Origin of the sequence: Leptolyngbya sp. UWPOB_LEPTO1 (assembly GCF_017302695.1) — a bacterium.
In the GTDB taxonomy this organism is placed as follows: Bacteria; Cyanobacteriota; Cyanobacteriia; order Leptolyngbyales; family Leptolyngbyaceae; genus Leptolyngbya; species Leptolyngbya boryana.
On sequence record NZ_JAFLCJ010000001.1, the window covers coordinates 85728 to 100641 of the forward strand.

At 47.0% G+C, this 14914-nt stretch carries 15 protein-coding genes; 10 read left to right on the forward strand and 5 right to left on the reverse strand.

Features of this window, described 5'->3' with window-relative positions:
- The first annotated feature begins 431 nt into the window (after nt 1-431).
- The 6 genes from accD (at nt 432) to J0L70_RS00425 (ending at nt 3578) form a co-directional block, all read left to right on the forward strand.
- Complete coding sequence (gene accD, locus J0L70_RS00400) at nt 432-1352, forward strand: acetyl-CoA carboxylase, carboxyltransferase subunit beta (RefSeq protein WP_017290712.1); 921 nt, start codon at nt 432-434, stop codon at nt 1350-1352.
- 1 nt (nt 1353) lies between these two features.
- Nucleotides 1354-1530, forward strand: coding sequence for a hypothetical protein (locus J0L70_RS00405; protein ID WP_154660840.1), 177 nt, complete (start codon nt 1354-1356; stop codon nt 1528-1530).
- 20 nt (nt 1531-1550) lie between these two features.
- Nucleotides 1551-2042: a photosystem II cytochrome c-550 gene (gene psbV / locus J0L70_RS00410; protein WP_017290710.1), complete on the forward strand. Its 492-nt coding sequence runs from the start codon at nt 1551-1553 to the stop codon at nt 2040-2042.
- A 40-nt stretch (nt 2043-2082) separates the two neighbouring features.
- The gene (psbV2, locus tag J0L70_RS00415; protein ID WP_287452634.1) at nt 2083-2589 is read left to right on the forward strand and encodes a photosystem II cytochrome PsbV2; all 507 of its coding nucleotides are present in this window, start codon (nt 2083-2085) and stop codon (nt 2587-2589) included.
- 107 nt (nt 2590-2696) lie between these two features.
- Entirely contained in the window at nt 2697-3101 is a 405-nt protein-coding gene (gene petE / locus J0L70_RS00420; protein ID WP_017290708.1) for a plastocyanin, read from the forward strand.
- 75 nt (nt 3102-3176) lie between these two features.
- Complete coding sequence (locus J0L70_RS00425) at nt 3177-3578, forward strand: c-type cytochrome (RefSeq protein WP_287452635.1); 402 nt, start codon at nt 3177-3179, stop codon at nt 3576-3578.
- 38 nt (nt 3579-3616) lie between these two features.
- Here J0L70_RS00425 and J0L70_RS00430 read toward each other — a convergent pair whose 3' ends face one another.
- The 3 genes from J0L70_RS00430 to J0L70_RS00440 all read right to left on the reverse strand — a co-directional run bounded on the left by J0L70_RS00430 (nt 3617) and on the right by J0L70_RS00440 (nt 8944).
- Nucleotides 3617-6388, reverse strand: coding sequence for a WD40 domain-containing protein (locus J0L70_RS00430; RefSeq protein WP_287452636.1), 2772 nt, complete (start codon nt 6386-6388; stop codon nt 3617-3619).
- 168 nt (nt 6389-6556) lie between these two features.
- The gene (locus J0L70_RS00435; protein WP_190651823.1) at nt 6557-7426 is read right to left on the reverse strand and encodes a 2-hydroxy-3-oxopropionate reductase; all 870 of its coding nucleotides are present in this window, start codon (nt 7424-7426) and stop codon (nt 6557-6559) included.
- Nucleotides 7427-7459: 33 nt separating this feature from the next.
- Entirely contained in the window at nt 7460-8944 is a 1485-nt protein-coding gene (locus J0L70_RS00440; protein WP_287452638.1) for a pentapeptide repeat-containing protein, read from the reverse strand.
- Between the two features lie 110 nt (nt 8945-9054).
- On the opposite strand from J0L70_RS00440, the gene J0L70_RS00445 reads away from it, so the two are divergent.
- Together J0L70_RS00445 and J0L70_RS00450 are read left to right on the forward strand one after the other, a co-directional pair.
- Nucleotides 9055-9891 (forward strand): prephenate/arogenate dehydrogenase, encoded by an 837-nt coding sequence (locus tag J0L70_RS00445; protein ID WP_287452640.1) that lies wholly within the window; start codon nt 9055-9057, stop codon nt 9889-9891.
- Nucleotides 9892-10049: 158 nt separating this feature from the next.
- A complete protein-coding gene (locus J0L70_RS00450) occupies nt 10050-10628 on the forward strand; it encodes a Uma2 family endonuclease (protein ID WP_287452642.1) in 579 nt (192 codons plus the stop codon).
- A 114-nt stretch (nt 10629-10742) separates the two neighbouring features.
- Here the strand turns inward: J0L70_RS00450 and J0L70_RS00455 are convergent, their stop codons facing one another.
- Nucleotides 10743-11318: a Uma2 family endonuclease gene (locus tag J0L70_RS00455; protein ID WP_287452644.1), complete on the reverse strand. Its 576-nt coding sequence runs from the start codon at nt 11316-11318 to the stop codon at nt 10743-10745.
- A 44-nt stretch (nt 11319-11362) separates the two neighbouring features.
- On the reverse strand, nt 11363-12280 hold the full coding sequence (locus J0L70_RS00460) for a glycosyltransferase family 2 protein (RefSeq protein WP_287452646.1): 918 nt from the start codon (nt 12278-12280) through the stop codon (nt 11363-11365).
- A 205-nt stretch (nt 12281-12485) separates the two neighbouring features.
- Here J0L70_RS00460 and J0L70_RS00465 point away from each other — a divergent pair, with 205 nt between their 5' ends.
- A complete protein-coding gene (locus tag J0L70_RS00465; protein ID WP_017290699.1) occupies nt 12486-13688 on the forward strand; it encodes an argininosuccinate synthase in 1203 nt (400 codons plus the stop codon).
- A 289-nt stretch (nt 13689-13977) separates the two neighbouring features.
- Nucleotides 13978-14709: a hypothetical protein gene (locus J0L70_RS00470; protein WP_017290698.1), complete on the forward strand. Its 732-nt coding sequence runs from the start codon at nt 13978-13980 to the stop codon at nt 14707-14709.
- Nucleotides 14710-14914 lie beyond the last annotated feature (205 nt).

Below are 14914 nucleotides of genomic sequence, written 5' to 3' on the forward strand. Positions count from 1 at the left end.
AAATTAGAATTCCCAGATTTTGATAGGATGAACGCATGTGTGTTTGAGATCACAGCTAATCCGGTAAAGCTGTGGCACTGCATTCATCTCAGAACAACAAAAAATAGAGCTAAATTTCTGCGGTTACCATTAGGCAACACGTTGGAAAATGGTACTGCAGTTAGCACTGCGAGGATAGTTTATTTCCTCGCGGATTGTTGAGAGCAATGTTCGGAATATAACATGCTGATTAAGTAACATTACGACTAATAAATATATTTACGTGTAATTACGGGAACTCAGTATTTACGGTTACGAATTCTAAAGCAGCACAATTTGTGAGAAAAGCCACGTTTTTATATAGGATTTGAAAGAGGTTGCGCTCATCGTACTTACGATTTATAAAACCTGCTAAATTTCATTGTTCTCACTGCGAAGGATAGGGATTGCCCATGTCACTCTTTGATTGGTTTGCAAATCGGCGCAAGTCCGACTCGAAAATTCCTCAAGGTCAAGAGCGTGAAATCGCCGATGGACTTTGGAAAAAGTGCGAAATGTGCAGTGTTTTGACTTACACCAAAGATTTGAGAGCAAATCAAATGGTGTGCCTGGAGTGCGGTCATCATATGCGCGTCTACAGTCCAGAGCGGATTCGGCAGTTGATTGATCCCGATACTTGGGTCGCGATCGATGAGCATATCCTGCCCACTGATCCCTTAAAATTCCGCGCTCGTAAGTCTTACAGCGACTATCTCCGCGATACTCAAGAAAAAACCAAACTCACCGAAGCCGTACAAACCGGAATCGGTCAGCTTGATGGCTGCCAGGTTGCTTTAGGAGTGATGGACTTTCGCTTTATCGGCGGCAGTATGGGTTCGGTCGTCGGTGAAAAAATTACTCGGCTCATCGAGCGTGCCACTCAACAAAGGCTTCCCGTTGTGATTGTCTGTGCATCAGGCGGTGCAAGAATGCAGGAAGGGCTGCTGAGTCTGATGCAAATGGCAAAAATTTCAGGCGCATTGCAACGCCATCGCGAAAGTCGGTTACTCTACATCCCGGTTTTGACGCATCCAACCACAGGCGGTGTCACTGCAAGTTTTGCCATGCTCGGTGATATCATTCTTGCCGAACCGAAAGCGATGATTGCGTTTGCAGGGCGGCGTGTGATTGAGCAAAACCTGCGGCAAAAACTACCCGATGATTTCCAAACGGCAGAATATTTGCTCAATCACGGCTTTGTCGATGCGATCGTGCCGCGCACCCAACTGAAAAAAACCTTAGCGCAACTGATTCGGCTACATCAGCCAACCATTGCCAGCGCTCATGGGGTACAAATTCCTGGCATCAAAACTTTCACACCCACCGCAGAATAGCGTGAATCCAAGATTGGTGAAACCTTGGGTACATCAGCATGATATTGGTATTAGAGAGGTCTATTCTCATCATCAGCAAAGCCGATCGCTCGATTTGCCGATGCCTTCATCCGTTGGGGTGAGGCTGCCATTATCGTCTGCTGTTTTGTTGTGTTGTGTTGTGAAGCCCGATTACTGAGCCACATTTTAAGGAGAACCATGCTTAAAAGATTTCTTTGGCTTGCTGTAGCCACCGTCTTTTTTGCCTTTCAGGTATGTACCCAGTCTGCCCAGGCATCTGAGTTGGATGCGGCGACCCGCACAGTGGCAAAAGATGCCAATGGTGGGACAGTCACGCTTTCGCTCAAGCAAGTGAAAGAAGGCAAACGTTTGTTTCAATATGCTTGCGCCCAGTGCCATGTCGGTGGCGTGACCAAAACGGATCCGAACGTTGGACTTGACCCCGAAGCGCTGTCTTTGGCAACGCCTGCGCGCAATAATATTGATGCGCTGGTCGATTACATGAAAGTGCCGACGAGTTATGACGGAGCAACTGATATTTCTGAAGTGCATCCGAGCCTCAAGAGCAAGGATACCTTCCCTGAAATGCGTAACTTGACCGAACAAGATTTAGTTGCGATCGCAGGTCATATCCTGCTGCAACCGAAAGTTGTCGGTGACAAGTGGGGCGGCGGTAAGATTTATTACTAAACCACGTTGAATTGCAATTTTTTGGGGACTGACCTCGCCTATGTTGATACATGCTTTGCTTCAAAATCGCTGGCTCCGTGGCTTGGTGATCTTCTGCTCGGCTTGTATAGTGCTAGTTGGGGTCAGTTTTCCTGTTGAGGCAGCGGTTGATCCCTACGTTAGACAGTATTTACAGGTTAGCGATCCGGTTCCGGTATTGATGAACGATCGAGGCGAAACACGATTGTTTTCAGCCGAGGACATGATCGCAGGAAAAAAATTATTTGAATTGCACTGTGCCTCTTGCCATGTGGGCGGTTCGACACTGCCGAATCCAGAAGTGTCGTTGTCCCTAGAGACGTTGAGACACGCGACTCCGCCACGTGACACCGTTGAACAACTCGTTAAATTTATGCGTCAGCCCATGAGCTATGACGGTAGCGAAGAAAACCTCCTTTGCCGAGAGGTTCCAGACTCATGGCTATCTGAGGCTGAAGTTGAGAACTTATCAGGATTTATTCTCAGAGCGGCGGACAAAGCAAAAGGATGGGGAACGACGAATTTCTAGCGGTTTTCAGAATCTAATTTTTTATCTATTACAGCATGTCAAACTGAGTACGACAGGCTGTAAAATAAGCAAATAGTCTAGAGAACAATGTCGTTCGAGAATTTACTATGAAATCGATCGCTTCCGCTATTCGGGGTCTGTCCCTGGTATTCTGTGCAGTCCTATTGATTGCAGGTAGTCTCTTCATTTCTGCTGCTCCTGCTTCAGCAGATACCGTAAAAGTGATTATGGGTGGCAAGAAGGGTCTAGTATTTGAACCCGCAGTTGTCAATGTGAAGGCAGGAGACACGATTCAGTTTGAAGTGGGTCAGTTGCCGCCTCATAACGTTGTGTTTGACAAGGTTCCGGGTGCAGATGCTGCCTTAGCTGCTAGCCTTTCTCACAAAGCCCTAGAAGGTGCGAAGAAGACTTTTGACATCACGATCCCGGCTGATGCTCCTAAAGGGGAATACAGCTATTTCTGCTTGCCTCACCGGGGCGCAGGCATGGTCGGTAAAGTGGTTGTGCAATAGTTTCGGTTCTTCTCGGTTTTGAAGCCTAATCCCCTTCTAGAATAGGGTGAGGTTCGCGGCACAGGATTGAGAAGAATGAGCACAAATCCGCTTAAATGTTGGTCAAAAATTGCGATCGCACTCATCGGTTGTGCGATCGCAATTTTTGTGGGGATTTCTCCAGTCTTGGCTGAAGTTCCGAGCGGAGAACAGTTGTTTAATGCCAATTGTTCAGCCTGTCATATTGGCGGAAATAACGTGATCATTTCGCACAAGACGCTGCGAAAAGAGGCACTGGAAAAATATGCAATGAATTCGTTGGAGGCGATTCGATATCAGGTCGTCAACGGCAAGAATGCCATGCCTGCGTTCGGAGGGCGACTGAATGAAGAGGAAATTGACGCGATCTCGACTTATGTTCTGGGTCAGGCTGAGTTGGATTGGTCTACCAAAGTGGAAGTGAGCACATCGCAGGAAGTTTCAGAACGTAAATCGTGAGTGCGATCGCGCGAATATTTTTGTCAATTTCGCTCCATTTACGATCGCGACAGCCGCTCTCTCACCCATCCCATTGCTTGTTCCCAAGGGCTAACCGCAGCAGAGCCAGTGCAAAGATTTTGATACGGCTCGCCATTGAGATTGTGCTTGAGATAGTCATTGAGCCATTCACAGCCATGCTGTTGCAAGTCGTTGATATCCAAGTTCCAGAGGATACCTTCTCCATCAGACGTGACTGAGGCAAGTAAGAGTTGATTGTGATCTGGGCTAAAACTGACGCTATTCACTTGCTCACGATGCCCTTTGAGGGTTCTCAGTTCTTGTCCCTCCAAATTCCAAAGCTTCACCGTCTTGTCTGCACTTCCGGTCGCGATCGTCTTGCCATCTGGGCTAAAGCTCACGCTATTCACTTGCTCACGATGCCCTTTGAGGGTGCTCAGTTCTTGTCCTTCTAGATTCCAGAGTTTTATCGTATTGTCCTCACTGCCCGTCGCGATCGTTTTGCCATCCGGACTAAAACTCAGACTGGTAACCCGCTCACGATGCGCCTTGAAGGTGTTTAGTTCTTGTCCTTCTAGATTCCACAGCTTCACTGTGCCGTCTAAAAGACCCGTTGCGATTGACCTACCATCGGGACTGAAACTTACAGCTAAAGAGATGCTATGCGCTTTGAGGGTTTTCAGTTCTTTGCCTTCTAAGTTCCAGAGCTTTACCGTTTCGTCGCCACTTCCGGTCGCGATCGTCTTGCCATCGGGACTGAAATTTACACTTGAAACAAAAGCGCGATGTCCTCTGAGGATTCTGAGTTCTTTGCCTTCTGAGTTCCAAAGCTTCACTGTGAAATCCCCATCTTCTGCCGCGATCGTCTTGCCATCCGGACTAAAACTGATACTTTTGACAACAATGCTACTTCCTTTGAGTTTTTTGAGTTCTTTGCCTTCTAAATTCCAGAGCTTCGCCGTGTACTGCTCACCTGCGGTTGCAATCGTCTTGCCATCCAGACTAAAACTCACAGTAGTACTGCCATAGCCTTTGAGTTTTTTGAGTTCTTTGCCTTCTAAGTTCCAAAGCTTGACCGTGTTGTCCCAGCTTCCTGTGGCAAGGGTCTTGCCATCCGGGCTAAAACTCACACTTTCTACAGACTCAAGATGCCCGTTGAGGGTTTTCAATTCCTTGCCCTCTAGGTTCCAGAGCTTCACAGTGTCATCCCAGCTTCCCGTTGCGATCGTCTTGCCATCGGGACTGAAACTGACACTTGTAATATAACCGCTGTGACCTTTGAGGGTTTTCAGTTCTTTGCCTTCTAAGTTCCAGAGCTTTGCTGTGTAGTCTTCACTCCCTGTTGCGATCGTCTTGCCATCGGGACTAAAATTCACACTTTTCACAGCACTACGATGCCCTTTGAGAGTCTTCAGTTCTTTACCCTCTAAATTCCACAGCTTTGCTGTTGTATCCCCGCTTCCAGTCACGATCGTTTTGCCGTCGGGACTGAAACTCACACTTGCAACAAAAACATCATGCCCTTTCAGCGTTTTCAGTTCTTTGCCCTCTAAATTCCAGAGCTTTGCTGTCCTATCTCCACTTCCGGTCACAATCGTTTTGCCATCTGGACTGAAACTCACACATAAGATATGGCTGCCATGTCCTTTGAGAGTTTTCAGTTCTTTACCTTCTAGATTCCAGAGCTTGATAGTCGCGTCCTCACTTCCAGTCGCAATCGTCTTACCATCCGGACTGAAACTCACGCTTCTAACTACATCGCGATGCCCTTTGAGAGTTTTCAGTTCTTCGCCCTTGAGATTCCAGAGTTTCACCGTATTGTCCCAACTTCCGGTTGCAATGGTCTTGCCATCCGGACTGAAACTGACACTCTCGATCGTATTGCCATGCCCTTCTAACCGATTTTGTTCATGAACACTGTAAACAATTTGTCGCAACGCAGAAACAACCCGCATCGCTGTTTCTGGCTCGACTTCTTGGGTTGCACTCTTAAGTTTCTGTCCTACTTTTAAGCCTTCAACCAATGCCTCAATGCCCAAATTAGACTCTAACAGATTGATCGCTGTGAGGCTTTGTGCGTTTAGCTCAGCATTGATTCCTCGTCGTTCTGCGACCTGTCGCTGCTGAACTGCAACCGCCGCTGCTCCAAATGCCAAGAATGCGAACATGCCCACTCCTGCCATAAAGACTTGTTGCCGTCTTGCCTCTGCTTGTTGCCGTTGGATTTCTGCTGCTCGCGATGCACTAATGTATTCTCCCTGTAATTGGGTTGGTTGCGGTTGCTTACTTGCTCCTTTGACTAGCCAAGCCTCTGCTGTCTGTAAATCAACCCCACGCAGCAAAAAACTCTCATTTCGCGTCTGCTGATTCCACTCGATCGCTTTTTCCAACAGTCGCGTATGTCCCTTCACATACTCCAGATCCATATCGATCGATCTCACTAATTCTCCAAACATTTCAACAAATCGATCGGCATCGCAAAAGAACAGCCAGTTCAATTTTCCGAGAGCTTCATGCACCTGTTGCGCTTCGACTGGTTGATACACGATCGGAATCAATCGCTTGTTGTGCTTGACCGCATGGTTAATCTCATCCCGACAAACCGCAGATTCCACAGAGTTTGGACTCAGCACAAAAACAAACGTGTTCGTGCCTTCAATTCCGCGTTGGATCGCCTGCCACCAATCTTCTGTCCACTCGATCGCGTGCCAATCGACCCAGGTTTCGCGCCCTTGCTCTTTTAGTGCCTGATACAAATGTTCCACAAACGCTTTATCTTTGCGGGAGTAAGAAATAAAGACATCACTCATAACTGGGGCTTTTTTCTAATCATCAGAACACAAGCCCCCTAAATTGATCCTCGTAGAACTACCAGATTCCCCAGAAGAGCAGAGCAGAAGAAATCGCCTCTATTCCTCCAACTTGCACGCTCTGACCCATCAATCAGCAGTGCGATGTCATGCAAAGACAAGCATCAATCAATTTTGAGTAGACAAGAGATCGTACAGGAGCGCGATCGCTGCATTATCCAATCCGCCTTTTCCTTGAGCAATCAAGGCATCCATCAGCATCGTGACCTGACTACTGCCTAGTAAAGGAACACCTAGTTCGCGCCCTGTTTGCAGCACAATATTCATGTCCTTGCGATGCAAATCGAGTTTGAATCCAGGTTGAAAGCTATTCTCTAAGATCCGCTTGCCGTGAACTTCTAACACACGACTCTGGGCAAATCCGCCCAGTAAAGCATCTCGAACTTTCGCCGGATCAACCCCTGATTTTTTCGCAAGCGTCAGCGCTTCTGCAACCGCTTGCACCGTCATCGCTACGACAATTTGATTACAGGCTTTGGTAATTTGTCCGGCTCCTGAATCACCCACGTGAACGATATTTTTGCCCATCGCTTGTAAGACGGGTAAAGCTCGATCAAATGCCGATGCCTCTCCACCAACCATGATCGACAATGTTCCTTGCTGTGCCCCAATATCGCCTCCTGAAACTGGCGCATCTAAGGCTTGAATTCCACGCGCTTGCAGTTCGGCATAAATCTTTTTTGAGGTTGCAGCCGCGATCGTAGACATATCGATGAATAACATCCCGGATCGCAACCCTTTGAGTAGTCCTTGCACCACAGCTTCCACATCGGGCGAATCTGGCAGACAGGTGATCACGATGTCAGATTGTTCTGCAACTTGTTGGAGTGAAGTCGCAGGATTTGCACCCGCTTGAGCCAGTTCGTCGATCGCGGCTTGCGATCGATTAAAGACTGTGACCGCATACCCTGCTTTCAACAGATTCCGCACCATTGGCTTTCCCATGATGCCAAGCCCAATAAATCCGAGGCGTTCCATAGTTGCTAAGACTCGTGATGTACACCGAGCATCTTATCGTCTTGCTTGGAACCCTTGCAGGAATTCGATCACTTCACTTTGGCTAGGCAGCACAAATGAGATCGGTTGATTGAGAAATGGAAGTTCTGCTTCAGGACTGTACTGAATCCGACGCTTGCCGAACAGAGGATTCTCGTAGATGGCAAGCGATCGCTGAGCAGAATTCGAGAGCATTAATCTCGTTGGGGCTTGGAAAAAGCGAATTTTTTGAATCGCCGTTGGAATTGCTTGCACTAACTTTGAGCGGTCAATTTTTTGAATCGAATCGCTCAAAACTTTCACCAGCACCTGAAATGCCTGGATTCCAATCGAATCATCAATCTCTTGAAGTGGAACCGATTTGAGCAGGTGTAATAAATTACTCTGCGCGACTTTGGCATCCGTAAAAGGCAGAATCGCAATAAATGCTGTAGAAAACAGATCCTCATCCCGATCGAGCGCAAATCGTAGAATCGTGCGCCGTTTATGCACTTCGATTTGAGGAGGGACAATCGCGTTCTTCTGGCGTGCGAGTTGTTGATACGCCACTGCCAAAGCACAATGCGCATCTGAACTTAAGCGATCGTCAATCACAAGTTCAACGATCGGCGGAGACTCATGAAAATATTCGCTGAGATTCTCACTGATAAATTGATAAATCTGACTCTGATCGCCATTCTGACTGAGATCAATCCAGCGACAGGTTGCGCCTGCGGTTTTCACGCCGAACGGAGACACCGCATAGAGTTTTGCGCCTGTGAGATTGGAACCACTCAAATCAGCACCTGCCCAATCTACATGAGCGAGATTCGATCGCGATAAATCAACATGCACTAAAGTTGCATCAAGCAGGATGGCATGACTGAGATCCGCTCCCGTTAAGTTTGCGCCGCTTAATTTCGCGCCTGTCAAATCTGCCCATCGTAAATTTGCGCCGCTGAGATCTGCCCAACGTAAGTTTGCACCTCGCAGGTTTGCGCCTTGAAGATTGGCACGATTTAACGTAGCTTGCCGCAGTTCTGCCCAACGCAGATCCGCACCCGATAAGTCGGTGCTACTGAGTTCGCTATTGGTCAAATTTGTGCCTTGTAGCGTTGCGGAGATTAAATTGGCATAGCGAAGATCAGCACGGCTCAGATTTGCCGCATTTAAGTTACTACCTCGCAATTTCGCATCACGTAAATCGGCGTAGCTCAAATTCGCCGATCGCAAGTCTCCCGCGCTAAAGTCTGCACGAGTTAATTCTGCATGGCTTAAGTCTGCGTGTTGAAGATTTGCATGACTAAAATCGGAGAGGGTAAGCTTGGCTCCGTGAAATTTAGCGTACTCACAGCTTGAATTGCTGAAATCTGAATTGGTCAGCTTCGCTGCATTAAAATTTGCCTGAGCGAACGTCGATCGACTTAAATTTACTCCGGGTAGATTGACTCCGCTCAAGTTCAGCCCCGAAAATTCCCGCTGATCGGCAGCATATTGTTCTAGAAGTTCCTCAACGTTCATACAGGTCTGTCAATCCTCGTATCGCAAAGTTGAAATTTTCGGAGTAAATTCAGCGCTAACATGCCCACTTGTAGCGCAGAATTACCTGTAACAGGTTGGAGAAATTGGAGATGAAAGTTGGGATTGTCGGTTTGGGGTTGATTGGCGGATCGCTCGGTTTGGATTTGCGATCGCAAGGGCATACCGTGTTGGGGGTGAGTCGCAAAGCACGCACATGCGAATTGGCAATCGCTCGGGGAGCCGTAGACGAAGCCGATTCGGATTTGGCACTGATGGCGGATGTGGATGCGATTTTTGTATGTACCCCGATTGTGCATATTTTGACAACTGTTCAACAATTGATCCCGCATATTTCTCTAGACACCGTTGTAACCGATGTTGGCTCAGTTAAAGCATCGATCGTCAAAGATTTGTCTCCAATCTGGAAAAATTTTGTGGGCGGACATCCTATGGCAGGAACCACTGAGAGTGGAATTGAGGCAGCGTTGCACGGATTATTTGCAGGCAATCCTTACGTGCTAACTCCCACGGATGTCACACCTAAATCGGCTGTAGAACGAATTGAAACACTGTTACGTCCGCTACAGGTCAAGCTGTTTCATTGCCAGCCGGAGGAGCACGATCGCGCAGTGGCATGGATCTCACATTTGCCAGTCATGGCAAGTGCAAGTCTAATTTCAGCTTGTCTCAGCGAATCGGATCAAGCAGTGCTGAATTTAGCCAAAATGTTAGCGAGTTCAGGATTTCGAGATACGAGCCGCGTCGGAGGTGGAAATCCTGAGCTAGGCGTAATGATGGCTCGGTTTAATAAAAGCGAGGTATTGCGATCTCTCTCGGTTTATCGAGACCGATTAGATCACATCACTCAATTGATTGAGCAAGAGAAATGGGAAGAGTTGCAGGCTGAACTTGAGAAAACGCAAGCCGCGCGATCGGATTTTCTGTAAGGTGAGTTCCGGTCAACATTTGAGAAAGCAGTTTATAAAGTCTGTCTACTCACATTGCTACGCCTGTGAATGGAAACTCAAAAGCCCTTTTGCAGGTGCCACGATAGACAGGCTTTTGCGATCGCCTAGAATTGAAGGCAAGCGTTAGGAAGAAAAGAATGGTTCAAGCTTCCCTAAAATCTATCTCACTTGAGGAATTCCTGCTCCTTCCAGAAACCAAGCCTGCCAGTGAATACATTGATGGCGAAATCATTCAGAAATTCATGCCTAAAGTCAAGCACAGCACCCTTCAAGGAGAGCTTGTTCCAGCCATTAATGCCAAACTCAAACCTCAGAAGCTTGCTTGGGCATTTCCAAAATTGCGCTGTACTTTTGCAGGACGCTCTATTGTGCCAGATATTGCAGTCTTTACCTGGAATCGCATTTCATTTGATGAAGCAGGAAACATCAGCGATGATTTTGTCTCTGTTCCAGACTGGATCATTGAAATTCTCTCACCTGAGCAAAGCGCAACCACGCTGACGAAGAAAGTCTTGCGATGTCTTGCAAATGGATGCCAAATGGGCTGGTTAATCGATCCAGATGATTTCTCAGTCTTTATTTATCAACCTAAACAAGAACCTCATTACTTCGATCTCGACGCTCCAGAAGATTTCTTACCTGTTCCCGCGTTTGCTCATGACTTTCAACTGAGCGTTGGAACATTGTTTAACTGGTTAAAAGGAGAAACACCATAAGGCAATGCCGATTGAGGAAGGCGATTAGGAACGAGAGTGATAGACCCCTGTGAAGTTTTCGCCAATACAGACAAAGTATGTGGACAAACTCGGAGAAGCCATAATCTATAGGAATTACCAAACGATCGCTAAGTCGAGAACAAATCCCGGTAGGACATCTTCACCGAAAAGTTGAGGAGGGTTGTCTAACACTTCAACAGGTTGACCCAAACGATAAATCTCAACTCTTCGAGTCTTGCGATTGATTAGCCAGCCAAGCTTTACCCCGTTTTCTAGGTACTCATGAAGTTTAGCTTGAGTTGCTTCGAGTGCGTCTGTTGGTGACATCAATTCGAGAACAAAATCTGGCGCAATGGGAGGAAAAATTTCCTTCTGTTGCGGAGTGAGAGTATCCCAACGATCTTGAGCAATCCAAGCAACATCGGGAGAATGATTTGCACCATTTGGAAGCTTGAAGCAAGTCGAAGAATCAAAGCAAACTCCTAACTTAGCTTGACGATTCCAGATCCCGAATTCTGTCCCAATTTCAAAATTTCGGTTGCCAGTTTCTCCACCTATTGGAGACATAATTGTGATTTTCCCGTCTGTGTTGCGTTCAAATTTGAGATCAGGATTGGCGCGACACAGTTGATAGAACTGCTCGTCAGTTAAGTCGATAATCGGTTTCAGATCAAGGGTTGATAAAATCATTTGCCCTATTCATTCGATTTACAGGCATTTTAGCTCGGCTTTCTCTACTTCTGTGATTGAGCATAAGCCGCATAAACCGCTTTGACGTTATACCAGTTCAAGAAAATTCGAGCGACTTGTTCAGCTAATTGGGGTTTGCCTTGTTGAATCAGAGATCGCATTACAGGAGCCAGTGTTTTCTCATTCAACAATCCCCCGATCGACAAAACGCCCCATAAGACTCGATGAATCCAAGTCATCTGAATCATCATCTTCACGTCAAAGGTCGGATGCTTTCGATAAAACACAATGCCCATTCGTCCGCGTTGAAGTTCCACGTCAATTAATTTTGGAATCTGATCGAGTGAAAAAGCGGGATGCCAGTGATATCCAACAGCTTCAGGACATTTGATCAACTTCAATCCTAAATTTTTTAAGCGCACTCCAAGCTCCAAATCTTCCCAACCGTATTGTTTAAATCCGGTGTCAAAAAGTCCTGCTTCGATTAACCAATGACGCGCGATCGCCACATTTCCCGTCGCAAAGTAAGCCGCAGAAAAGTCCGTCAATTTATACGGTTCAGAAGTCGGATCATCAAAATTTGCCGTATTGATCACACGACCATAGGTAAATAGGCGATTATGCCCGAGTTCTTTTTGCCCTTGAATCAGTGTTTCAACATGCGATTGAAGAAACACATCTGTGACTACTAAATCGCTGTCAATAAAGACGATCGTGTCTCCTTTCGCCTGCTCCACTCCATAATTTCTAGCACCCGCTGCACCCCCATGATTTTGGCAGAACAATCTGACATGAGGAAATTCTGCCGCATGAGACTGCAACCACTCAACTGTGCCGTCGGTTGAACCATCATCGACGACGACAATTTCGTAATCCGCAAAGGTCTGACGTTCCATTGCTCTCAGACACTTTTCTAGAATCGGTTTACGGTTGTACGTGGGAATGACAACACTCAAAAACACAAAGCACTCTCCTCAGTGGCACGTTCTTAGTATCCTCGATCGTGGTTCAAGCCGGAATGTTGCCGAGTCTGAGAAATTTTACCCACTCCCACTCCAGAGAAAAAAAGACTTAAGTCCAGAATTCTACGCAACTCCTGTCATGCGATACAGAATTTTGCCCGCATAATTGTAAACTTGATCGTCTTACATTAGAGAGATGCAAACCATGGGTCGTGCAAAGAAAGTTGTGCTGGCTTATTCCGGAGGAGTCGATACATCCGTTTGTATTCCATACCTCAAGCAAGAATGGGGCGTGGAAGAGGTGATCACGCTAGCAGCAGATTTGGGTCAGGGCGATGAGTTAGAGCCAATTCGAGAGAAAGCCCTGAGTTCGGGGGCTTCGGTTTCTCTCGTCGCAGATGCCAAAGTCAGCTTTATCAAAGATTACGCTTTTCCAGCAATTCAAGCGAATGCCTTGTACGAGAATCGCTATCCCCTTTCGACGGCTTTGGCACGTCCTCTAATTGCGAAATTGTTGGTCGATGCTGCCGCAGAATATGGAGCTGATGCAGTTGCACACGGTTGCACTGGAAAAGGCAATGACCAGGTGCGGTTTGATGTCGCGATCGCAGCGCTCAACCCTGACTTGAAAGTGTTGGCTCCGGCGCGCGAATGGGGCATGAGCCGGGAAGAAACGATCGCATACGGTGAAAAATTCGGCATTCCGTCGCCTGTGAAAAAATCCTCGCCGTACAGTATTGATCGTAATTTACTCGGTCGCAGTATTGAAGCAGGTCCGCTCGAAGATCCTTGGACAGAACCCTTGGAAGAAATCTATGCGATGACGAAAGCGATCGCTGATACACCCGACGAGCCAGACTACGTTGAAATCGGGTTTGACAAAGGAATTCCCGTAAGCTTAGACGGTCGAGTCTTGAATCCGATTGATCTCGTGACAGAACTCAATGAGCGAGTCGGCAATCACGGAGTCGGTCGGATTGATATGGTCGAAAATCGACTGGTGGGCATCAAATCTCGCGAGATTTATGAAACTCCGGCATTGCTCGTTTTGATTCAAGCGCACCGGGATTTGGAAAGTCTGACGCTGACCGCAGATGTGACTCACTACAAGCGTGGAATTGAAGAGACCTACTCTCAAATGATTTACAACGGCTTGTGGTACAGCCCATTGAAAAGTGCGTTAGATGCCTTTGTGCAGAAGACACAGGAAGTAGTCAGTGGCACGGTGCGCGTGAAATTGTTCAAGGGCAATTCGACGATCGTCGGTCGCAAGTCAGAACTGTCGCTTTACACCCCCGATCTAGCAACCTATGGCGCAGAAGATCAATTCGATCACAAAGCGGCTGAGGGCTTTATCTACGTTTGGGGCTTACCAACTCGCGTCTGGTCACAAATGCACCGCAAGTAAGCTTGCAAATACCTGATTGAGAAAGATTCGGTTCGACTTCACTCAAGACGCTAGGTCACCGAGTTGTGCAGATTGAGCGGAGTCGAAACAGGTATAAAACAAGCGAATGGGGGAATAGGGAGAACTCGATTCAGATTGCTCCCCATTTCCCTATTTCCCTATCAAATCTATCTTTTAGCTAGTGTTCGATCTTCTATATCACAACTGGAGACAGAGAGGAAACTCTGATAATTTTCTTAACTTAGAGTTGTGATGAACCCACATTGATCGAGTGATCGGAGCACAACCTATGCTAGCGAATGATGTTCGATTAGAGCGCCTGAGTACTGAGGAACTGAAGCAAGAAATTTTATCGTTAACGAAAGATAGAGATGGCGCTCCTTTGAAAGAAAAGGTGTTGTTTCATAAGGACGTACTCGCCCCCTATTTTGAACAACTTCAGCAACGCAATCCCTACCCTATCGTTGCCGATCAAATTCCGATCGTACTCGGAGTGTGGACACCGATCTGGTCAACGATTCCATTTCATGATGCGTTACCCGGTCGGGAGCATGATAAGTCGTATCAAATCTTTCACGATAATGGCTACTATGCCAACATTGCACGCTACGCACCTGGGCATCGCGTAGGCTGGCTAAATAAGCTTTCTAGTTTTCTCGCAGCCTATGATCTGATGGTGATGCAGAAATTTGAGATTCGCGACGGGCAATGGTTTATTCAAAATGTCGCGATCGATCAAGCAGTCAGACGGCGAATTTTCCCATTGACGATCGAACGAGCAGAAGCCTGGTTTGATGAAGTCTTAGACAAACGCATCGAAGAATTCAACACAAAAACAGAATTGCCGAAAGAACTGAAGCTAGAAAATCTCGATCGCAATACAGTGAAGAAGTTTGAGAAGACCTATCTGGCGACGCCAAAGTTCGAGCATCTCTATGTCGATCATGACTTGCGGATTGTGAAAACCCAGCGCGAAGCAAAACAAAGACCGTCTTACACAATTGCAATTCGTCGAAAATAGTAGCCCAGGCAATCAAGTCAACTCTGAAAAGGCTCCGCTCAACCCTTAGTGATTCTGGATTTAGGGGTTGAGCGCTTGCTCTGAGGTTGTCGTAGAGGAATTAGAACCCAACTCTTATCACTGGACTGCTTTTACTTTGCTCTCTCAATTCAAACAACTAGATTTCGGGTTTGCACTTCTCGTAGTATCAAACTGCAGAGTCAGT